The organism is Rhizobium sp. 1399 (genome assembly GCF_031455475.1).
In the GTDB taxonomy this organism is placed as follows: domain Bacteria; phylum Pseudomonadota; class Alphaproteobacteria; order Rhizobiales; family Rhizobiaceae; genus Rhizobium.
This window is the reverse complement of record NZ_JAVDSU010000003.1, coordinates 417,774-436,754: the sequence shown is the minus strand read 5'-3', so window position 1 is coordinate 436,754 and position 18,981 is coordinate 417,774. Positions and strand designations below refer to the sequence as shown.

The window sequence follows — 18,981 nt, the reverse complement described above, 5'->3', positions numbered from 1 at the left end:
CCCATGGCATTGTTCTCCCGCAGGCAGTTTCTGGCCGGTGCGGCGGCCACGCTGTCGACCCCCGCGCTCCTGCGGGCGGCCGACAGCCTGCGCGTCGCGACCCTCGATTGGGCCTTGCTCGAAACCCTGCTGGCGATCGGCGCCAATGTCGTTGCCGGAACGGAACTGCGCCAGTTCCGTGAGGTGGCGGTGACACCTGTCATTCCCGATGGTGTCGCCGATCTCGGCTTGCGCGGCACGCCGAATTTCGAAGTGCTGCGGTTTGCCCGCCCGGAGCTGATCTTCAACTCGAATTTCTACGCCTGGGCGGATGCCCGAATGCAGCCGATCGCGCCTGTCGAACGCCATGCGATCTACAAGCCGGGCGAAAGCCCCTATGCGCTTGCCGAACAGGCAACGATCGCGATCGGCGAACGGCTGCAGCTTGCCGCCGCAAGGCAGCTCACTGAGGAGCTTTCTGCCAAACTCGATCGCTACAAGACAGGTTTTGCTGCCGGCGACGGCCGCCCCGTGATTCCGATCAATCTCGGCGATGCCAGGCATTTCCGCGTCTTCGGCTCTGATAGCATGTTCGGTGAGGTGCTGAAGCGCGTCGGCCTCACCAATGCCTGGCAAGGCGCGACCAGCTATTCGGCCGCCGCGCCCGTCGGCATCGAGACGCTGGCCTCCATGCCGGATGCCTGGATCGTGATGATCGCACCGCAGCCGGCCGATGCGCTTGCCACGCTTTCGACCAGCGCCTTCTGGAATGCGCTGCCGGCCGTGCGCGAGAAGCGCGTGCTGATGCTCGACTCCATCAATCCCTACGGCGCTTTGCCGGCAGCCCTGCGCTTTGCCGATCTTTTGCAGGAGGGGCTTGGCTATGCATGGAATGGTTAGTCTCGCCCGACCTGCCCGCGGCCAGAGCATTCCGTTTGCCGCAATCGTGCTACCAGTTCTCTGCGTCGCTGCCTTCACGCTTCTGATCGCAACGCGCCCGCAGGTACCTGGCGACACCGCTCAAGCCGCTGTGCTCGATGGCGTGTTGCTCTGGAACAGCATTCTGCCTCGCGCCGTGCTGGCGCTGATCGCGGGTGCAGCACTCGGCCTTTCCGGTACGCTGCTGCAGCGCGTGCTGCGCAATCCGATCGCCGATGCCTCGACGCTCGGCATTGCCTCTGGCGCGGAACTGGCGATGACGGCCGCCCTCAGCTTCTCGCCACTGCTGATCGGGTTTTCGCGTGAGATTGTCGCCTTCGGCGGCGGGCTCAGCGCCGTCGCAATCGTGCTGGCGCTCAGCTGGCGACGCGGGCTCGATCCGGTCACTGTCGCGCTCTCGGGCATGATCGTCAGCATGATTGCCGCTGCCTTGAGCGTTACGCTCATCCTGGCGCGCGGCGAATATGCCATGTCGATTTATATCTGGGGCGCCGGTTCGCTCAGCCAGCAGGACTGGACTGGCGTGCTTTCACTCGGGCCGCGCCTCATCCTCGGTTTCGCTGCCGCCATGCTGCTCGTACGGCCACTCCGCATTCTGACACTCGATGATAAGAGCGCCAGGAGCCTCGGCCTCGCGCTGCATTCCGCGCGCTTTGCCATTCTCGCTCTTGCCGTCTGGCTCGCAGCCTCGGTCACCGCCGAAATAGGCGTCATCGGCTTCCTCGGCCTTGCTGCCCCCGCAATTGCAAGGCTCTTCGGCGCGCGCAGCACCGGGAGCCTGATGATCGCAGCACCACTGACGGGTGCTGGTCTGTTATTCTTCACCGATTGCTTGACACAGATCCTCGGCCCCGGCTTCACCGATCTTGCCCCGACCGGCGCCGCAACCGCCCTGCTTGGCGGACCGCTGCTGCTTTTCCTGTTGCCGCGCGTCCATTCCGTCTCGGCCGTTGCCGCGCAGTCGACTGCGGCCCTCAAGAGGCTGTCCAAGCCTCTGGTCACTCTCGCTGGGCTCTCTGCTGCGATCATTTTGCTCTTTATCGTCTTCCTCACCCTCGGCCCAGCCGATGACGGCTGGCATTTCGCCACCGGTATGCTCTTCACCGATCTGCTGCCCTTCCGCCTACCGCGCACCATCGTTGCGGCCGGCGCCGGCGGCATGCTCGCGACAGCCGGTTTCATAATGCAGCGCGTGACCGGCAATCCGATCGCAAGTCCGGAAGTGCTCGGCATCAGCAGCGGCGCCGGCGCGGGGCTGACCATCGCGCTTTTCCTCTTCGGCTTCCCCTCGCCCGTCGTCATGCTGCTTGCAATGGCGCTCGGCGCACTCGCGGCCTTCGGGGCGATGATCGCCATTTCGGCTCGCGCGCAGTTCTCGCCGGAGCGCATGCTACTTGCCGGTGTCGGCATCGGCGCCTTCGCCATGGCGATCGTCACCATGGTACTCGCGCAGGGCGACATGCGCGGCTATATTCTGCTCACGTGGCTTTCCGGATCGACAAACCGCGCCGGAGCCTTCGAAGCCTGGACGGCGCTGATCTCTCTTATCGTGCTGGTGGCACCACTGCCCTTCCTCGGCCGCTGGCTGGCTATGCTGCCGCTTGGCGGCAATTCCAGCCGCGCGCTAGGCCTTCGCGTCGGCGCAAGCCGGCTGGCGCTGTCGATCCTCGCCGCATTGATGACGGCGACCGCCTCCTTCCTCGTCGGACCGCTCAGCCTCACTGGGCTTATCGCGCCGCATCTTGCACGGCTTGCCTGCTTTCATCGGCCCACACATCAGCTTGCCGCAAGCGTGCTCTTCGGCGCCGGCGTGCTGATAACGGCGGACTGGCTCTCGCGCGTCGTGATCTACCCCTATCAGGTACCGGTCGGCCTCTTCGCGGCGCTGATCGGTGGCCCCTATCTCATCTGGCTGCTTTCGCGAAAGGACATCAAACAATGATGGCTGAACGTTTCACTGCATCCGGCGTCGCAATCGCCGTCGATCCCGGCCGAATGCTCGACGAGCTTTGCTCGCATTTCGTCGAACACAGCACCGTCAAACGCGACGGCGATCTGGTGACGCTGGAGATGACGATCGGGAAGGCGGACATCCGCCACGAAGGCCCGGAGCTTGCGATCGAACTCTCCTGCAAGAGTGCCCGTGCGCTGCAGAATGTCCGTTCGGTGCTTGCCGAGTATCTCTTCCAATTCGCGGGAGAAGAGACTCTGGAGCTCACATGGTCGGACGCGCCGAAGGCGGACCGCCTGCCGGACCTGCGCGAGATCCGCGTGGTCAGCGCCCGCAACATCAGCCCGCATATGCGCCGGGTGACCGTGGCCTGCGACGATGCCAAGCATTTCGCTCACGGCGGGCTGCATTTCCGCCTGCTGATCCCGCCGAAGGGCCGAACGCCTGTCTGGCCGAAGCTGCGCGCGGACGGCCGCATCGAATGGGCAAAGGATGAGGATGCGCTGACTGTGCGCATCTATACATTCCGCAGCATCGATCTGGAACGCGGCGAGATCGATATCGATTTTGTGCTGCATGAAGGCGAAAACATGCCCGGCGCCGAATGGGCGGTGAATGCGCAGCCCGGCGATATCGCCGGTGCGCTCGGGCCCGGTGGCGGCGGCGTCCCCGATGCCACGTCGATGATCCTTGCCGGAGACGAGACGGCACTGCCCGCTATCTCGCGCATCGCCGCAGAAGTTCCCGTGGGAACGCAGTTGCGTATATTCCTCGAAGTCGATGGCCCCTCGGAAGAGCGTCCGCTGCCGTCGGCCGGCACGATCGACCTTACCTGGATGCATCGTAACGGCGCGCCGGCCGGCACCATGGGTCTCATCGAAAGCATCATCAAAGGCGCACTGGCCGACGCCGATGCCGACACTTTCGTCTGGGCCGGCTGCGAACGGTCCGAGGCCAAGCGCATCCGCGATTTCCTCAAGACCGAGTGCGGCCATGACCGCCACAAGATGAGCATCGGCGCTTACTGGGAGCGGTAAATCCGCCTCACGTCTTTTCGCGGAACATCTCGATGATGGCGGAGAAATCCCTGCCGCCATTGCCGAGCTTCTCGAAGAGTGCGTAGAGCTGTGCGGCCTCCGCACCAAGGGGGGTGGAGGCACCGCTCGCGAGCGCGGCCTCCTGCGAAAGCCTGAGATCCTTCAGCATCAAAGCTGCGGCAAAACCCGGCTTGTAATCATTGTTGGCAGGCGAGGTCGGCACCGGTCCCGGCACTGGGCAATAGGTGTTGATCGACCAGCACTGGCCAGATGAAGTGGAGGCAACGTCGAAGAGCGCCTGATGCGAGAGGCCGAGCTTTTCGGCGAGTACAAAAGCCTCGCAGACGCCGACCATGGAAATACCGAGGATCATGTTGTTGCAGATCTTCGCAGCCTGCCCTGCTCCGGCCTCGCCGCAATGGACGATCTTCTTGCCCATGGCCTCGAGGATCGGCTTTGCCTTGGCAAAGGCCTCTTCCGAGCCGCCGGCCATGAAGGTCAGCGTGCCGGCGCTCGCTCCACCCGTCCCGCCGGAAACCGGCGCATCGAGCGACAGGCAGCTCGTGGCCTTCGCCATCTCATGGGCCTTGCGGCTGCTTTCGACATCGATGGTCGAGCAATCGATCACCAGTGTGCCTTGTGCCGCCGATTGCAGGATATCGGCCCAAGCCGTCAGCACATGCTTGCCCTGCGGCAGCATGGTAATGACGATCTCAGCGTCCTTGACCGCCTGGCTGGCATGGCTGGCGGGCTTCACGCCGCTCTCCTCGGCTGCCTTCAGCACCGGTGCGGCCAGATCGAAGCCGAGAACCTCGTGACCGGCCTTGACAAGATTGGCGGCCATCGGCCCGCCCATATTGCCGAGGCCGATGAATGCGATCTTTGCCATGCTCGTCTCCTATCTGTTGTCCTCGAGGATCATGGCCGCCGCTTTTTCGGCGATCATGATCGTCGGCGAATTGGTGTTGCCCGAGGTGATGGCCGGCATCACCGACGCATCTGCGATCCTGAGCTTGCCGAGCGCCCGCAATCTCAGCCGCGGATCGACCACACTGTCCCGATCGATGCCCATGCGGCAGGTACCGACCGGGTGGAAGATCGTCGTGCCGATATCGCCCGCCGCCTTTTCCAGCTCCGCCTCGCTCTGATAGCTCGGTCCCGGCTTGAATTCCTCCGGTTGGAACCGGGCAAAGGATGGCTGCGCAACGATCCTGCGCGTGAGCTTTATCGAACGAACAGCTATGTCGCGATCGCGCTGCGTCGAGAGGTATCTTGGCGCAATGGTCGGTTGCGCGGCAAAATCCGGGCTGGAAACATGCACCGATCCCCGGCTCTCCGGCCTGAGGTTGCAAACGCTCGCCGTGATCGCCGGGAAGGCGTGGACGGGATCGCCGAACTTATCGAGCGACACCGGCTGCACGTGGTACTGAAGATCCGGCGTTTCCTTGTCCGGGCCGGAACGGGTGAAGATTCCGAGCTGGCTCGGCGCCATCGCCATCGGACCGGACCGATGCATGAGATATTCGAGCCCGATCGCCGCCTTACCGATCAGCTTCGACGCCTTTTCGTTGAGCGTGGGCACGCCTGTTACCTTATAGGCCAGCCGAAGCTGCAGATGATCCTGCAGGTTTTCGCCGACGCCCTTGACCTCGGTCAGCACATCAATGCCGGCTTGATGCAGAACCTCTCCGCGGCCGATGCCGGAAAGTTCCAGAATATGCGGCGAACCGATGGAGCCCGCCGACAGCACGATTTCCTTCGCGGCATAAGCCCGCTTGGCCGTACCGCCATGCTGGAACTCGACGCCGACAACGGCGCCTTCCTCGACCAGCAGCCGCCGCACCTGCGCCTTGGTCGTCACAGTCAGGTTGCCGCGTTTCATCGCCGGGCGCAAAAAGGCCTTCGTCGTATTCCAGCGAATGCCGGAACGCTGGTTTACGTCGAAATAGCCGGAACCTTCGTTGCTGCCGCGGTTGAAATCCGCCGTTTCCGGAATGCCGGCTTCCCTGGCCGCCTGCTGGAAGGCGTCGAGCACGGCCCAGCGCACGCGCGCCTTTTCCACGCGCCATTCGCCGCCAGCGCCATGCATCTCATCCTCGCCCTGATAATGATCCTCCGATTTGCGGAAGTAAGGCAGGACATCATCCCAGCCCCAGCCGGTGCAACCCATCTGCCGCCAAAGATCGTAATCGCGGGCCTGGCCGCGCATGTAGATCATGCCATTGATCGAGGAGCAGCCGCCGAGCACCTTGCCGCGCGGATAGTTCAGCGCTCGTCCGTTCAGCCCGTCCTCGGGCGCTGTCGTGAAACACCAGTCGGTGCGCGGATTGTTGATGCAGTAGAGGTAGCCGACGGGAATGTGGATCCAGTGATAATTGTCGTTGCCACCAGCCTCCAGCAGCAAGACCCTTGTATTGCGGTCGGCCGATAGCCGGTTTGCGAGCACGCAGCCGGCGCTGCCTGCCCCGATGATGATATAGTCATAGCGATCCATGGATCATGCACTCCGAAATGGCTGCGTCCCGCCTCCCCGGGCCCGAGGAGGCGGGATTTCGCGGCGCCGCTGCACATCCTTTCCCGTTGCAGGAAAGAGGTCCGCCCGTTCAGCGGCGATAGACAAAGCCCAGTTTACGCCCGAGCCGAGAGGCATAGAATTCACCGATAATGCCGCGGCGGAAGATCAGCACGCAGATCATGAAGACCACGCCCGTAATGATGGTCACCGGGAACTCCGAAGTCGCGAGATAATTCTGCAGCGTCACGACGAGGCCGGCACCGAAGACCGGGCCGATCAGCGTGCCGATTCCGCCGAGCAGCGTCATCAGGATCACCTCACCCGACATCTGCCAGGCAACATCCGTCAGCGTCGCAAACTGGAAGACCAGCGATTTGACCGATCCGGCAAGCCCGGCAAGGGCTGCCGACATCACGAAAGCGCCGAGCTTGTAGCGCGCCACGGAATAGCCGAGCGAGATCGCCCGTTGCTCGTTCTCGCGGATCGATTTCAGGATCATGCCGAAGGGCGAATTGATGAAGCGCCAGATAATGAGCAGCCCGATCAGGAACACCGCCAGCACGAAATAGTACATGTTGGTGGAGCTGTTGAGATCGATGAAGCCGAAGAGGTGGCCGCGCGGCACGGACTGGATACCGTCCTCGCCTTCAGTAAATTTTGCCTGCAGGCAGAAGAAGAAGAACATCTGCGAGAGCGCCAGCGTGATCATGGCGAAATAGATGCCCTGCCGGCGGATCGCGAAGAAGCCCATGACGAGGCCGAGAAGGGCCGCCCCGGCAACGCCGACGAGAATACCGAGTCCCGGCGGAAATCCCCAACTCTTTACTGTATAGGCGGTGAAATAAGCAGCCCCGCCGAAAAAAGTCGCATGGCCGAAGGAAAGCAGGCCGGTATAGCCGAGCAACAGGTTGAAGGCACAGGCAAAGAGCGCGAAGCAGAGCAGCTTCATCAGGAAGATCGGGTAGAAGAAGAAGGGCGCCAGCAGCAGAAGCAGCAACCCGATGATCAGGAACCCTGTCTGCACCGAAAGTGCGGTGCGGCTCTTTTCCGTTCGGATGGTTTCGGTGATGTCAGCCATGTCACGCATCCCGGCCGAAGAGGCCCGCGGGCCTGATGAGAAGCACGATCGCCATGATGACGAAGATGACGATATTGGAGGCCTCCGGATAGAAGACCTTGGTCAGGCCCTCCGCGATGCCAAGCACATAGCCGGTGATGATGGCGCCCATGATCGAACCCATCCCACCGACCACGACCACGGCAAAGACGACGATGATCATGTTCGAGCCCATTAGCGGCGAGACCTGATAGATGGGTGCTGCGAGCACACCGGCAAAAGCGGCAAGGCCAGCGCCAAGCGCATATGTGAAGGTCAGGAGAACCGGCACGTTGACGCCGAAGGCCTGAACAAGAGTAGCATTTTCCGTCGCCGAGCGCAGATAGGCCCCGAGCTTGGTCTTTTCGATCAGCAGCCAGGTGCCGATGCAGACGACGAGCGAAACGACGACCACCCAACCGCGATAGATCGGCAGGAACATGAAGCCGAGGTTCATGCCGCCGGCAAGGGCCGGCGGCGTCGCATAGGGCTGGCCCGACGAGCCGTATAGATAACGGAACGTGCCTTCGACGGCGAGCGCCAGACCGAAGGTGAAGAGCAGGCCGTAGAGCGGATCGAGATCGTAGAGCCGACGCAAGAAGAGCCGCTCGATGACGGCGCCGGCAAGCCCGACGATGACGGGCGCCAGGATCAGCGACGGCCAGTAGCCGATACCGAGATAATTCAAGAGCAGGTAGGCGACGAAGGCGCCGAGCATATACTGGGCGCCGTGCGCGAAGTTGATGACGCGCAGAAGACCGAAAATGATCGCAAGACCAAGGCTCAGCAGTGCATAGAACGACCCGTTGATCAGGCCGATCAGCAGCTGGCCGAGCAGCGCCTGCAAGGGAATGCCGAAGATCATCGTCATCGCGTCACACTCCCAGAACCTTGTGCAGCATATCCATGCGCTGCGGCAGTTCGCCGACCGGGAATTCCGAGACCATCTGGCCATGATCCATCAGATAGAAGCGATCGGCAATACGGCTTGCAAAGCGGAAATTCTGTTCGACGAGCACGATGGTCATGCCGCGTTCCTTCAGCGTCTTCAAAACCTCGCCAATACGCTGGACGATAACAGGCGCCAACCCCTCGGTCGGCTCATCGAGCAACAGCAGGCGCACGCCGGTGCGCAGGATGCGGGCGATCGCCAGCATCTGCTGCTCACCGCCCGAAAGCTTGGTGCCGGAACTCGTGCGCCGCTCATAAAGGTTTGGAAAGAGCTCGTAGATTTCATCGAGGGTCATGCCACCTGGCGCCACAACAGGCGGCAGCATCAGATTTTCCGAAACCGTCAGCGTCGCGAAGATGCCGCGCTCCTCCGGCACGAACCCGATACCCTTATGTGCGGTCTTGTGCAGCGGCACCTGCATCATATCCGTGCCGGCAAAGCTAATCGTACCCTTTCGGGAGCGCACAATACCGGTGATGGTGCGCAAAGTTGTCGTCTTGCCAACGCCATTGCGGCCGAGAATGGTGATCATCTCGCCCTCAGCGACCGTCATGTCGATCCCGTGCAGGATATGGCTTTCGCCATACCAGGCATTCAGACCCTGAATTTCGAGAAGCGGCGCCATCAGTGGTGCTCCTCCGTGCCCATGTAGGCCTGCCGGACACGCTCGTCCTGGCTGACGGTCGCATAGTCGCCCTCGGCGAGGATTTCACCACGCTGCAGCACGGTCACATGCCGGCAGATATTGGCGACTACGGAGAGATTGTGCTCGACCATCAAAACCGCCCGGTCGCGGGCGACATCGCGGATAATGGCCGAGACGACGCTGACATCCTCCTGCCCCATCCCGGCCATCGGCTCGTCGAGCAGCAGCACTTTCGGATCGAGCGCCAGCGTTGTGGCGATTTCAAGCACGCGCTTGCGGCCATAAGAAAGATCGGCGGCGATATGATCGCGCTCCTTGGAAAGCCCGACACTGGCAAGCAATTGCTCGGCCCGGTCGTTCAGACTGTCGAGCGCCGAAAGCGGCCGCCAGAACTGCGTGGACAGATTGTTCGGCCGCTGCAGGGCGACCCGAACATTGTCGAGCACGGAAAGATGGGGGAAGACGGCAGAGATCTGGAATGAGCGGACGAGGCCCATGCGCGCCACCCGGTCCGGCGGCGTCCTGGTGATGTCAGTCCCCATCAGCGTGATAGTGCCTGATGTCGGCTGCAGGAACTTGGTGAGCAGGTTGAACACCGTCGTCTTGCCTGCACCGTTCGGCCCGATCAGTGCATGCACGCTCGCATCATGCACATCGAGATCGACATTCTTGACGGCCGTGAAGCCGCCGAAATCACGGCGCAGGCCGCGGGCGGAAAGCACTACCCGCGGCTTGGCCTGAGTTTCAATTGCGGAAACCGCCATTGTTCACTTCACCAGATCGCAGCCGCTCTTGGCGGGGTCGATATAGGCTTCCTTGCCCGGAATGGTGGCGAGAACGTTGAAATAGTCCCACGGCTCCTTGCTTTCCGCGGGCTTCTTGACCTGCAACAGATACATATCGTGGATCATGCGGCCGTTCGGGCCGACCGTGCCGCCACGGCCGAAGACATCGTCGACGGGCATTTCATGAAGCTGCTTGGCGACGGCTTCTGTCTCATCCGTGCCGGCCTTCTGTATCGCCTTCAGATACTGCAGGACGGCCGAATAGGTGCCGGTGTGGACCATGTTCGGCATTTTACCGGTGCGGGCGAAGAACTTCTTGGCGAATTCCCGGCTCTGGTCATCGCGGTTCCAGTAATAGCCTTCCGTCAGCGTAAGGCCCTGCGCGGCCTCCATGCCCAAGCCATGAACTTCGGCAAGCGTGAAGAGCAGCGCCGCCAGATGCTGGCCGCCCTGGGTGATGCCGAATTCAGCGGCCTGCTTGATGGCGTTCGACGTGTCGAGACCGGCATTGGCAAGGCCGATGACCTTGGCGCCTGATGATTGCGCCTGCAGCAGGAAGGACGAGAAGTCCTGGGTCGACAAGGGATGGCGCACCGAACCGACAACCGTGCCGCCGCTCGCCTTCACGTAATCGGTGGTCTGCTGTTCAAGCGAATAGCCGAAGGCATAGTCCGCCGTCAGAAAGAACCAGCTGTCGCCGCCCTGTTTGACCAGCGCACCGCCGGTGCCGACGGCCAGAGCATGGGTGTCATAGGCCCAATGGAATCCGTAGGGCGAGCAGGCCTTGCCGGTGAGATCCGTTGTCGCAGCACCGGTAACGATATCGATCTTTTTCTTTTCCTTGGCGATGGCCTGCACAGCAAGAGCCACGGAAGAGGTCGTCAGCTCCATGATGGCATCGACCTGTTCGGTGTCATACCACTGGCGGGCAATGTTGGAGGCGATATCAGGCTTGTTCTGATGGTCGGCATCGACGATCTCGACCGGCATGTCGAGTACCTTGCCACCGAAGTCCTCGACGGCCATCTTGGCAGCCTCGACAGAGGACTTGCCACCGAAGTCGGCATAAACGCCCGACTGGTCGTTCAGAATGCCGATCTTGACCTTACCATCGGAAATGGCAGCACTTTGGGCAAACACGGCGGTGCTGCTTGCAAGCAAAAATGCAACGGACGCAATGAAATTCTTTCGCATATTCTCTCCTCCCAGAGATTGGCCAGATCGCGAATCTGTTCAAATTTGGCGACCCGCTCTCCTCAAAGCGGCCGCTCCGCCCTTACGATCACGGAATTTCCTCCATGAGGCAACTGGCGGTTTACATCTAATTCCAAACAGTATCTGCTCGTTTTTGAACAGAACCCGTCATAATGCCGCTCTGGCGACAGTCCCGACGCTCTCTTTGCCGGGCGGCATTAGACCAAAGACGTAGACGGATCGGCGACACCGATGACCCACGCTTCGCAATTTACTTGGGACGATCTGCAGTTTTTTCTAGCTGTCGCCCGCACCGGCCAGCTTTCGACGGCTGCACGGCAGCTGCGCTCCAGCCATGCGACCGTCTCGCGGCGCATCGATCGGCTGGAATTTGCGCTGAAGGTCAAGCTCTTCGAACGAAATCCGCGTGGTTACGTGCTGACCGCCATGGGCACGCGCTTTGTCGAAACCGCCGAGAAGATGGAACAGGAAACGGAGCGGCTGCGGGCCGATCTCGCCGATGGCTCGCTCAGCCAGCGCGGCCTCGTCCGCCTCAGCGCTCCCGAAGGTTTCGCCAACTTCTTCTTTGCGACCGTCCTTCCGCAATTTGCCGCCCGCCATCCGCATCTGGCACTGGAACTCGTCACCATCCAGCAGATCATGTCGCTCTCCCGCAAGGAGGCCGATATTTCCGTCGTCCTCGATGAGCCCAAAGGCGGCCCCTACTTTGCGGAAAAGCTGACGGACTATCATCTGCAGGTCTACGCCTCGCGCGACTATCTCGCCCGCGCAGCACCCATCAGCACGCGCGATGACCTGCTGAACCACCCCTTCATCAGCTATATCGAGGAAATGATCTTCGCACCGGGGCTCGATTATCTTGGCGACGTGCATCCGCGCATCAAGCCGCAATTCCAAAGTTCCAGCATCTTCGCGCAGTTGACGGCCACCAGAAACGGCCTTGGCCTCGGCATTCTGCCCTATTTCTTCGCCTGTCGTTATCCCGAACTGGTGCGCGTGCTGCCCGACGAGATCGACCTCAAGCGGCACTACTGGATCACCTGCCACAGAGATTTGAAGCAGGCGCCACGTGTGCGCGCCGTCATCGACTTCTTGAGGGAAACGGCACGCAGCGAAGACGCCTGTTTCATCCCACCCTATATCGGCACAGCACGAAAGGCGAAGGCAGAGGTGTGACTATTTCAGGAATTCGGCGCGATGCGGGGTGAAGGTATCGATCAGCCGACCCTTTTCCAGCGCCTTGACGCCATGGACGAGATTAGGCGGCACAATGAAACTGCCACCCTGCTTCAGCACTTCGGTGCGGCCATCGATCGTCACCTCGAAGCTTCCCTCAGCAACATAGCTTGCCTGGATATGCGGATGGAAATGGGCAGCTCCCACGGCGCCAGCCTCGAAGGCCACTTCCACCATCATCATCTCGGGCAAATAGGTCATGATGCGGCGGGTCACACCTGGCTCGGGGTTTACCCATTCGGCGCTTTCGGCCGATACGAAAAGATCGCTCGATGACATGCCTGCCTCCTCACTCCAGAATCTATCTGGCCAGAATCTATCTGGCGAGAATCCGTCGCGCAAACTGGCGCACCAGCCGCCGTTTGAAAAGATGGGTGCTGCATCTTTGGCACGATGACCGCCTTGTTGACGCCGCAAACGGGCGGGTCTATGCGACTTTAAATCAGGCATGCCTTTAGAATGACCCTGAACAGTGGTGAGGAGACTGGACATGCAGCACACGCGCGAGGTTTTCGACTGGACCGATCCTTTCCGGCTGGTGGAGCAACTGACCGACGAGGAGCGCATGGTGCAGGAGACCGCCCATGCCTATGCGCAGGAAAAGCTCGGCCCCCGTGTCCTCGAAGCCTTCCGCCATGAGAAGACCGATCCGGAAATATTCCGAGAGATGGGCGAACTCGGCCTTCTCGGCCCCACGATCGATCCGGAATATGGCGGCGCTGGTCTCGGCTACGTCGCTTACGGCCTGATCGCCCGCGAAGTGGAGCGGGTCGACAGTGGTTACCGTTCGATGATGAGCGTGCAGTCCTCGCTTGTCATGGTGCCGATCGACGCCTTCGGCTCCGAAGAGCAGAAGAAGAAATATCTGCCGAAACTTGCGACCGGCGAATGGATCGGATGTTTTGGCCTGACCGAGCCCAATCACGGCTCCGATCCGGGCTCCATGGCGACGCGGGCAAAGAAGGTCGATGGCGGTTATAGCCTGACGGGCTCCAAGACCTGGATCTCGAACGCGCCGATTGCCGATGTCTTCGTCGTCTGGGCAAAGACCGAGGATGGCCTCATCCGCGGTTTCATCCTGGAAAAGGGTTGGAAGGGTCTTTCAGCCCCGAAGATCCAGGGCAAGGTTGGGCTTCGCGCCTCGATCACGGGCGAAGTCGTCATGGACAATGTCTTGGTGCCGGAGGAGAATCTGCTACCCGACGTCAGCGGCCTCAAGGGACCTTTCACCTGCCTCAACTCCGCTCGCTTCGGCATCGCCTGGGGGGCGCTGGGTGCGGCCGAAGCCTGCTATGCGACGGCCCGCCAATATACGCTGGACCGCCAGCAGTTCGGCCGGCCGCTCGCCGCCAACCAGCTCATCCAGAAGAAGCTCGCCGATATGGCAACCGAAATTTCGCTCGGTCTTCAGGGATGTTTGCGTCTTGGCCGCATGAAGGAAGAAGGTCATCCGCCCGTCGAACTGACGTCGATCCTCAAGCGCAATTCCTGCGGCAAGGCACTGGAGGTTGCCCGTGCAGCCCGCGACATGCTGGGCGGCAACGGCATTTCCGACGAGTTCGGCGTCGCTCGCCACCTCGTCAATCTCGAAGTGGTCAACACCTACGAGGGAACGCATGACATTCATGCGCTTATTCTCGGTCGTGCGATCACAGGCATTGCCGCCTTCTCCAACTAATTCAGTGGCGCGCGAGGCGAATTGCAACCTTGACAACAATGTGCAAACCTCCCCTTGCCGCGGCAGAGAGGCCGGCGGTGCAAGGGGGATTTGCATATGCTTCTGCTGCTCGCACTTCTGATCGGCGTCATTGCCGGTCTTCGCGCCATGACCGCACCTGCCGCCATCGCCTGGGGAGCGGCATTCGGCTGGTTCGATATCTCTCAGACGCCGCTTGCCTTCATGGGCTACAAGTGGACGCCGTGGATCTTCACGGCGCTAGCCGTCATTGAGCTCATCACCGACCAGTTGCCCTCCACCCCCTCGCGCAAGGTGCCGATCCAGTTCGCCACCCGCATCATCGTTGGCGCGCTGTGCGGTGCCGTCATCGGCGCCGCAAGCAGCCTGCTCTTCGCCGGCCTGATCGCCGGCATCATCGGCGCGGTCATCGGCACGCTCGGCGGTGCAGCCGCCCGCGGCAAGCTCGCAGCCTCCTTCGGCCAGGATCGTCCGGCGGCCCTGATCGAGGATGCGGTTGCCGTCATCGGCGCCATTATCATCGCGTGGGCAGTCTGATGAAGAGCTTCGACGCAATCGTCATCGGCGCCGGCCAGGCCGGCCCATTCCTCGCCGCCCGCATGGCGGAAACGGGCATGAAGGTGGCGCTGATCGAGCGCAAGTTCCTCGGCGGCACCTGCGTCAATGCAGGCTGCATGCCGACGAAGACACTGGTAGCAAGCGCCCGCGCTGCCCATGTGGCGCGGCGTGGCGCCGATTACGGCGTGCAGATCCCGGGCGAAATCGCAATCGACATGAAGACCGTACGCCATCGCGCAGAGACGATCATAATGGATGCGCGCAACGGTTTAAGCGGCTGGTTCGGTGGCATGAAGACTATGACAGTCATCTACGGCCATGCCCGGTTCACAGGCCCGAAAGAAGTCGTCGTCAACGGCGAGACGCTGACGGCACCGAAGATTTTCCTCAATGTCGGCGCCCGCCCGACGATCCCCGATATGCCGGGTCTTGCCGATATCGACTATCTGACCAGCACCGGCATCATCCATCTCGACATCCTGCCGAAGCATCTCGCGATTATCGGCGGCAGCTATATCGGCTTGGAATTTGCGCAAATGTACCGACGTTTCGGGGCAGAAGTGACGGTGATCGAGCGCGGCCCAAAACTCGCCTCCCGCGAGGACGAGGATATTTCCGATGCGATCGCCGATATCTTGAGATCCGAGGGCATAAAGATCCATACTGACGTCAAGGACATCCGCTTCGCCAAGGGCGCCAATAGTGCGACCGTCACGGCCGACTCCGAAACGATCGAGGCAAGCCATGTGCTTATCGCCACCGGCCGGACGGCGAATACCGACGACCTCGGCCTCGATGCCGCCGGCGTGGCCACCGACAAGCGCGGCTTCATCACCGTCGACGAACGGCTGGCCACCAATGTCGAAGGCATCTGGGCGCTCGGGGACTGCAACGGCCACGGCGCCTTCACCCATACCTCCTACAATGACTTCGAGATTGCCGCCGCCAATCTGCTTGACGGCGACGATCGCAAGGTGTCGAGCCGCATTCTTGCCTATGCCCTCTATATCGACCCGCCGCTCGGCCGCGTCGGCATGACAGAAAAGCAGGCACGCGCCTCAGGCCGCAAGATCATGGTCTCGACCCGCCCGATGAGCCGGGTCGGCCGCGCCAATGAGCGCGGCGAAACCAAGGGCTTCATGAAGGTGGTCGCAGATGCCGAGACCAAGGAAATCCTAGGTGCAGCCATTCTCGGCATCGAGGGCGACGAGGCGATCCACGGCTTCATCGATGCCATGAATGCCGGCACGACCTATCCGGTGCTACGATGGTCCGTGCCGATACATCCCACCGTTTCGGAATTGATCCCGACGCTGCTGGGTGATTTGAAGGCGATCTGATCCCCGAAGATCGTAATCAGCCGGAGACCGGTCATTGAATATTGAACTGCTGATCGAAAATTACGGCCTCCCGGCGATTTTTCTCGGCACCGCCTTTGAAGGGGAAACTGCCGCCTTTCTCGGCGGCGTCATCGCGCATCGTGACCTTCTGACCTATTGGGCCGCCTCAATGGCGGCCTCGGCGGGGTCATTTGCCGGAGATCAGATGTGGTTCTTTGCCGGCCGCTATGCCGCCCAATGGAGCTTCGTTCGCCGCGTGATGGAGACGCCGGCGCTCGCGCGGGTCACGCAACTTCTCGAAAAATATCCGACCGGGTTCATTTTTGCATTCCGCTTTCTGGTGGGACTGCGGACGATCAGCCCGATCGTCATCGGCACGACGCATATATCGACGCAGAGGTTCCTCGTGCTCAACCTTCTGGCGGCGCTCATCTGGGGTCAGCTTTTCACGGCGCTCGGCTATGCCTTCGGGCACGGGATTCACCAGATATTCGGTCGCCTGCCGCTGCATCATCATCTGCTGATCGCACTCGGCGCCGCGGCCCTCATCGCGGGCGCGGCGCTGGTGCTTCGCAAGACGAAATTTAGGATCAAGTACCCGTAGAGGGCCTTAGTCCATGACGATCTGCAGCTTGACATCGCTCGGACGCGCCTCGACCGCGCGGTCAAAAGCCTTGATCGACTCCTCGAAGGTGAAGGTCTCTGATATCAGCGGCTTCAGGTCCACCCTTCCCGAGCCGAGCAGCGCGATCGAGCGCTCATATTGATGGGCGTAACGGAACACCGTCTCGATGCGGATTTCCTTGGTGGAGGCCGTCGAGACGTCGAAACCAACAGGGTTGACCGGCAGGCCGACGGCGACGATGACGCCGCCCGGGCGCGGCAGAGCCATGATCGTCTCCCAGGCCTTCGGCGAGCCCGAGCATTCGAAGACCACATCCGCACCCCAGCCATCGGTCAACCGGCTGACTTCCTCGGCGAGATTTTTTTCGCGGATATTGACCGGGATAACGCCCTGGTATTGTGCAGCAATATCGAGTTTCGGCTGGGCGAGGTCGGCGACGATCGCGCGGGCGCAGCCGCCGGCAAGGGCAGCAATCGCAACCATGGTGCCGATCGGGCCGGCGCCGAGGACGACGGCCGTGTCGCCAGGTGCAATCTTCGCCTTGGTGGCGGCCTGCATTCCGACTGCGAAAGGCTCGACCATCGCGCCTTCGGCGAAGCTGACATTGTCGGGCAGCTTGAACGTATAATTGGCCGGATGCACGACCTCAGGCGTCAGGACACCATGGATCGGCGGCGTCGCCCAGAAGGCAACGGCCGGATCGACATTGTACATGCCGAGCCGGCTTGCCTTGGAATTGGGATCGGGAATGCCGGGCTCCATGCAGACGCGATCGCCGACTTTCAGATGCGTCACGCCGGCGCCGACCTCGACCACAGTGCCTGCCGCCTCATGGCCGAGCACCATCGGCTCGTTGACGATGAAGGGGCCGATCTTGCCATGCGTATAATAGTGCACGTCGGAGCCGCAGACACCCACGGTATGGATCTTGATCTTCACCTGCCCGGGGCCCGTCTCCAGAGGCAGATCGATATCGCGAAGCGCAAGCTCATGCTGGCGCTCCAGTACCAGCGCACGGACTTTGGTCATGATCGGTTTCCTTCCCTATGGCTCCCGCGATTCATGGGGCGCCGTTGCGGCGACTATAAGACCGCAAGGCGGAGCAATTCAATCATCTCCATCAGGCTTTTGCTCATTATGTGACGAAATGCTCACATAATTATCACCCGAAAGATAAGCTCGCCCTAGACGTCCGTATGATTCCACAAAAGCCCGGCGAGGACTACGTTGATCATCAACGACCACGACAAGTGGGAAGGAGAAAAGCGATGGAGCACGACAACGACAATGTCGGCAGAAACCTGTCTTCCAACTCGCAGATCAAGCGACAGCTCCGCGAAATCTGGCGCAACCTGTTGGATGAGGCTGTTGCTGCACTCCAGGAAGGCCGCCAGCCGCAGCCGCTGCTTCAGCCGGTGCGGGTTATTGCACGGGCAAGGGATCGAAATCGCCCTCCACAGCGTTATTAAGCATGCGCCGGCATGGCGTGGCGGGGGCATGACGCTCCCGACACCATGCGGATCGGCAACGTAAGGAAGACCGTCATGAAATCGATTGTGTCATTCTGCCTGTTCGCATCTCTTCTCTTTGCCGCAAACGCGGCGTCTGCGGCGATCGAAGAAGCATCGCTTCCGCCGCCGCAGCAAGAAGAAAAGCTGGTGCCGGCCAATCTCGAGCTCACCTTCACCGGCCCTGTCGATCTCGCCCGCTCGACCGCAACCCTTCTCGATGCCCAGGGCCTGACATTGCCGACCGGCAAGCCGTTTCTTTCGGGACCGGAAGGCTCCGTCTTCAAGGTCCCGCTCGATCCGTCCATGGCGGCTGGCGTCTATACGCTCAACTGGCGAGTACTCTCTATGGATGGCCACAGCGCTGAGGGCCACTACCAGTTCCGGGTCGATCCCTGAACCTTCCGATATCAAGCTGTTCGAAATTGCGCCGTGCCCTCCGGGCACGGCTTTTTTGTCTATGGGGCGGCCCTAATCGCGCCCTTGGCCGCATAAAGGCATTTATAAGATTTTTATATTGATGCCTCCGATGCAATCTCGAACCTTTATGCGCTTCGGCCGCATATTAATGTCCGAGAGATCGCAAAGATCATCTCCACGCCAGAAAGCATAAATGGTGTCGTTTCCACTGAGCCGGCGCCCTTTGTCTTGTCTGACTCCAAGAATAACAAACCGGAGTCAAGATCGATGATGGATATAATTCTACTCGGCACTGCAGTCGTATTCTTCGGACTTTGCTTTGCCTATACGCGCGCCTGTGACAGGCTTTGACAGGAGAGAACAGATGACCCTCGATTATGTCTTGAGCGGTGCCGTGACCGTGTTTCTCACCGTCTACCTCACCTACGCTCTCATCCGCCCAGAACGTTTCTGAAAGAGCCGGTGCTTCTCATCCAGAAGCAG

General features: G+C 61.2%; 20 protein-coding genes. 11 read left to right on the top strand and 9 right to left on the bottom strand.

All coding sequences use genetic code 11. The features are described 5' to 3' along the window. Positions 1-3: 3 nt before the first annotated feature. The 3 genes from J2X71_RS13360 to J2X71_RS13350 are packed head-to-tail and all read left to right on the top strand — an operon-like array spanning position 4 to position 3,906. A complete protein-coding gene (locus J2X71_RS13360) occupies positions 4-879 on the top strand; it encodes an ABC transporter substrate-binding protein (protein ID WP_310382548.1) in 876 nt (291 codons plus the stop codon). Next, a complete protein-coding gene (gene fhuB, locus J2X71_RS13355) occupies positions 872-2,860 on the top strand; it encodes a Fe(3+)-hydroxamate ABC transporter permease FhuB (RefSeq protein WP_310382734.1) in 1,989 nt (662 codons plus the stop codon). Before J2X71_RS13360 ends, fhuB begins: the two co-directional genes overlap by 8 nt. After that, positions 2,857-3,906 carry a siderophore-interacting protein gene (locus tag J2X71_RS13350; RefSeq protein WP_310382547.1) on the top strand — a complete coding sequence of 350 codons (1,050 nt, stop codon included), beginning with the start codon at positions 2,857-2,859 and terminating at the stop codon, positions 3,904-3,906. Before fhuB ends, J2X71_RS13350 begins: the two co-directional genes overlap by 4 nt. A gap of 7 nt (positions 3,907-3,913) precedes the next feature. Here J2X71_RS13350 and mmsB read toward each other — a convergent pair whose 3' ends face one another. The 7 genes from mmsB to J2X71_RS13315 form a co-directional block, all read right to left on the bottom strand. Next, complete coding sequence (gene mmsB, locus J2X71_RS13345; RefSeq protein ID WP_310382546.1) at positions 3,914-4,795, bottom strand: 3-hydroxyisobutyrate dehydrogenase; 882 nt, start codon at positions 4,793-4,795, stop codon at positions 3,914-3,916. Positions 4,796-4,804: 9 nt separating this feature from the next. Then, the gene (locus tag J2X71_RS13340; protein WP_310382545.1) at positions 4,805-6,400 is read right to left on the bottom strand and encodes a GMC family oxidoreductase N-terminal domain-containing protein; all 1,596 of its coding nucleotides are present in this window, start codon (positions 6,398-6,400) and stop codon (positions 4,805-4,807) included. Between the two features lie 109 nt (positions 6,401-6,509). Beyond that, positions 6,510-7,499 (bottom strand): branched-chain amino acid ABC transporter permease, encoded by a 990-nt coding sequence (locus J2X71_RS13335; protein WP_310382544.1) that lies wholly within the window; start codon positions 7,497-7,499, stop codon positions 6,510-6,512. Position 7,500: 1 nt separating this feature from the next. Further along, positions 7,501-8,388 (bottom strand): branched-chain amino acid ABC transporter permease, encoded by an 888-nt coding sequence (locus tag J2X71_RS13330; protein WP_310382543.1) that lies wholly within the window; start codon positions 8,386-8,388, stop codon positions 7,501-7,503. 4 nt (positions 8,389-8,392) lie between these two features. Then, positions 8,393-9,094 (bottom strand): ABC transporter ATP-binding protein, encoded by a 702-nt coding sequence (locus tag J2X71_RS13325; RefSeq protein ID WP_310382542.1) that lies wholly within the window; start codon positions 9,092-9,094, stop codon positions 8,393-8,395. Beyond that, positions 9,094-9,879, bottom strand: a complete 786-nt coding sequence (locus J2X71_RS13320; RefSeq protein WP_310382541.1) for an ABC transporter ATP-binding protein — start codon at positions 9,877-9,879, stop codon at positions 9,094-9,096. The genes J2X71_RS13325 and J2X71_RS13320 overlap by 1 nt, the downstream gene beginning before the upstream one ends. A 3-nt stretch (positions 9,880-9,882) precedes the next feature. Beyond that, a complete protein-coding gene (locus J2X71_RS13315) occupies positions 9,883-11,094 on the bottom strand; it encodes an ABC transporter substrate-binding protein (protein WP_113321456.1) in 1,212 nt (403 codons plus the stop codon). Positions 11,095-11,346: 252 nt separating this feature from the next. Here J2X71_RS13315 and J2X71_RS13310 point away from each other — a divergent pair, with 252 nt between their 5' ends. Continuing rightward, on the top strand, positions 11,347-12,291 hold the full coding sequence (locus tag J2X71_RS13310) for a LysR family transcriptional regulator (RefSeq protein ID WP_310382539.1): 945 nt from the start codon (positions 11,347-11,349) through the stop codon (positions 12,289-12,291). Here the strand turns inward: J2X71_RS13310 and J2X71_RS13305 are convergent, their stop codons facing one another. Then, positions 12,292-12,630 carry a cupin domain-containing protein gene (locus J2X71_RS13305; RefSeq protein WP_310382538.1) on the bottom strand — a complete coding sequence of 113 codons (339 nt, stop codon included), beginning with the start codon at positions 12,628-12,630 and terminating at the stop codon, positions 12,292-12,294. 211 nt (positions 12,631-12,841) lie between these two features. Here J2X71_RS13305 and J2X71_RS13300 point away from each other — a divergent pair, with 211 nt between their 5' ends. From J2X71_RS13300 to J2X71_RS13285, 4 genes are all read left to right on the top strand, one after another. After that, positions 12,842-14,029, top strand: a complete 1,188-nt coding sequence (locus tag J2X71_RS13300; protein WP_310382537.1) for an acyl-CoA dehydrogenase — start codon at positions 12,842-12,844, stop codon at positions 14,027-14,029. Positions 14,030-14,125: 96 nt separating this feature from the next. Further along, positions 14,126-14,584 carry a DUF4126 family protein gene (locus J2X71_RS13295; RefSeq protein ID WP_310382536.1) on the top strand — a complete coding sequence of 153 codons (459 nt, stop codon included), beginning with the start codon at positions 14,126-14,128 and terminating at the stop codon, positions 14,582-14,584. Continuing rightward, positions 14,584-15,945 (top strand): FAD-containing oxidoreductase, encoded by a 1,362-nt coding sequence (locus J2X71_RS13290; protein ID WP_310382535.1) that lies wholly within the window; start codon positions 14,584-14,586, stop codon positions 15,943-15,945. The genes J2X71_RS13295 and J2X71_RS13290 overlap by 1 nt, the downstream gene beginning before the upstream one ends. A gap of 34 nt (positions 15,946-15,979) precedes the next feature. Further along, positions 15,980-16,549, top strand: a complete 570-nt coding sequence (locus tag J2X71_RS13285) for a VTT domain-containing protein (RefSeq protein WP_310382534.1) — start codon at positions 15,980-15,982, stop codon at positions 16,547-16,549. Between the two features lie 6 nt (positions 16,550-16,555). Here J2X71_RS13285 and J2X71_RS13280 read toward each other — a convergent pair whose 3' ends face one another. Next, on the bottom strand, positions 16,556-17,599 hold the full coding sequence (locus J2X71_RS13280) for an NAD(P)-dependent alcohol dehydrogenase (protein WP_310382533.1): 1,044 nt from the start codon (positions 17,597-17,599) through the stop codon (positions 16,556-16,558). A gap of 239 nt (positions 17,600-17,838) precedes the next feature. On the opposite strand from J2X71_RS13280, the gene J2X71_RS13275 reads away from it, so the two are divergent. From J2X71_RS13275 to J2X71_RS13265, 3 genes are all read left to right on the top strand, one after another. After that, the gene (locus tag J2X71_RS13275; protein ID WP_310382532.1) at positions 17,839-18,039 is read left to right on the top strand and encodes a hypothetical protein; all 201 of its coding nucleotides are present in this window, start codon (positions 17,839-17,841) and stop codon (positions 18,037-18,039) included. Between the two features lie 75 nt (positions 18,040-18,114). Beyond that, positions 18,115-18,477: a copper resistance protein CopC gene (locus J2X71_RS13270; protein ID WP_310382531.1), complete on the top strand. Its 363-nt coding sequence runs from the start codon at positions 18,115-18,117 to the stop codon at positions 18,475-18,477. 385 nt (positions 18,478-18,862) lie between these two features. Continuing rightward, positions 18,863-18,952, top strand: a complete 90-nt coding sequence (locus J2X71_RS13265) for a K(+)-transporting ATPase subunit F (protein ID WP_007825856.1) — start codon at positions 18,863-18,865, stop codon at positions 18,950-18,952. Positions 18,953-18,981: the final 29 nt, after the last annotated feature.

Bases quoted from the DNA above. Each gene is read 5' to 3' on its own strand.
- J2X71_RS13360 (WP_310382548.1), top strand. From the start codon at position 4: ATGGCATTGTTCTCCCGCAGGCAGTTTCTGGCCGGTGCGGCGGCCACG.
- fhuB (WP_310382734.1), top strand. From the start codon at position 872: ATGGTTAGTCTCGCCCGACCTGCCCGCGGCCAGAGCATTCCGTTTGCC.
- J2X71_RS13350 (WP_310382547.1), top strand. From the start codon at position 2,857: ATGATGGCTGAACGTTTCACTGCATCCGGCGTCGCAATCGCCGTCGAT.
- mmsB (WP_310382546.1), bottom strand. From the start codon at position 4,795: ATGGCAAAGATCGCATTCATCGGCCTCGGCAATATGGGCGGGCCGATG.
- J2X71_RS13340 (WP_310382545.1), bottom strand. From the start codon at position 6,400: ATGGATCGCTATGACTATATCATCATCGGGGCAGGCAGCGCCGGCTGC.
- J2X71_RS13335 (WP_310382544.1), bottom strand. From the start codon at position 7,499: ATGGCTGACATCACCGAAACCATCCGAACGGAAAAGAGCCGCACCGCA.
- J2X71_RS13330 (WP_310382543.1), bottom strand. From the start codon at position 8,388: ATGACGATGATCTTCGGCATTCCCTTGCAGGCGCTGCTCGGCCAGCTG.
- J2X71_RS13325 (WP_310382542.1), bottom strand. From the start codon at position 9,094: ATGGCGCCGCTTCTCGAAATTCAGGGTCTGAATGCCTGGTATGGCGAA.
- J2X71_RS13320 (WP_310382541.1), bottom strand. From the start codon at position 9,879: ATGGCGGTTTCCGCAATTGAAACTCAGGCCAAGCCGCGGGTAGTGCTT.
- J2X71_RS13315 (WP_113321456.1), bottom strand. From the start codon at position 11,094: ATGCGAAAGAATTTCATTGCGTCCGTTGCATTTTTGCTTGCAAGCAGC.
- J2X71_RS13310 (WP_310382539.1), top strand. From the start codon at position 11,347: ATGACCCACGCTTCGCAATTTACTTGGGACGATCTGCAGTTTTTTCTA.
- J2X71_RS13305 (WP_310382538.1), bottom strand. From the start codon at position 12,630: ATGTCATCGAGCGATCTTTTCGTATCGGCCGAAAGCGCCGAATGGGTA.
- J2X71_RS13300 (WP_310382537.1), top strand. From the start codon at position 12,842: ATGCAGCACACGCGCGAGGTTTTCGACTGGACCGATCCTTTCCGGCTG.
- J2X71_RS13295 (WP_310382536.1), top strand. From the start codon at position 14,126: ATGCTTCTGCTGCTCGCACTTCTGATCGGCGTCATTGCCGGTCTTCGC.
- J2X71_RS13290 (WP_310382535.1), top strand. From the start codon at position 14,584: ATGAAGAGCTTCGACGCAATCGTCATCGGCGCCGGCCAGGCCGGCCCA.
- J2X71_RS13280 (WP_310382533.1), bottom strand. From the start codon at position 17,599: ATGACCAAAGTCCGTGCGCTGGTACTGGAGCGCCAGCATGAGCTTGCG.
- J2X71_RS13275 (WP_310382532.1), top strand. From the start codon at position 17,839: ATGGAGCACGACAACGACAATGTCGGCAGAAACCTGTCTTCCAACTCG.
- J2X71_RS13270 (WP_310382531.1), top strand. From the start codon at position 18,115: ATGAAATCGATTGTGTCATTCTGCCTGTTCGCATCTCTTCTCTTTGCC.
- J2X71_RS13265 (WP_007825856.1), top strand. From the start codon at position 18,863: ATGACCCTCGATTATGTCTTGAGCGGTGCCGTGACCGTGTTTCTCACC.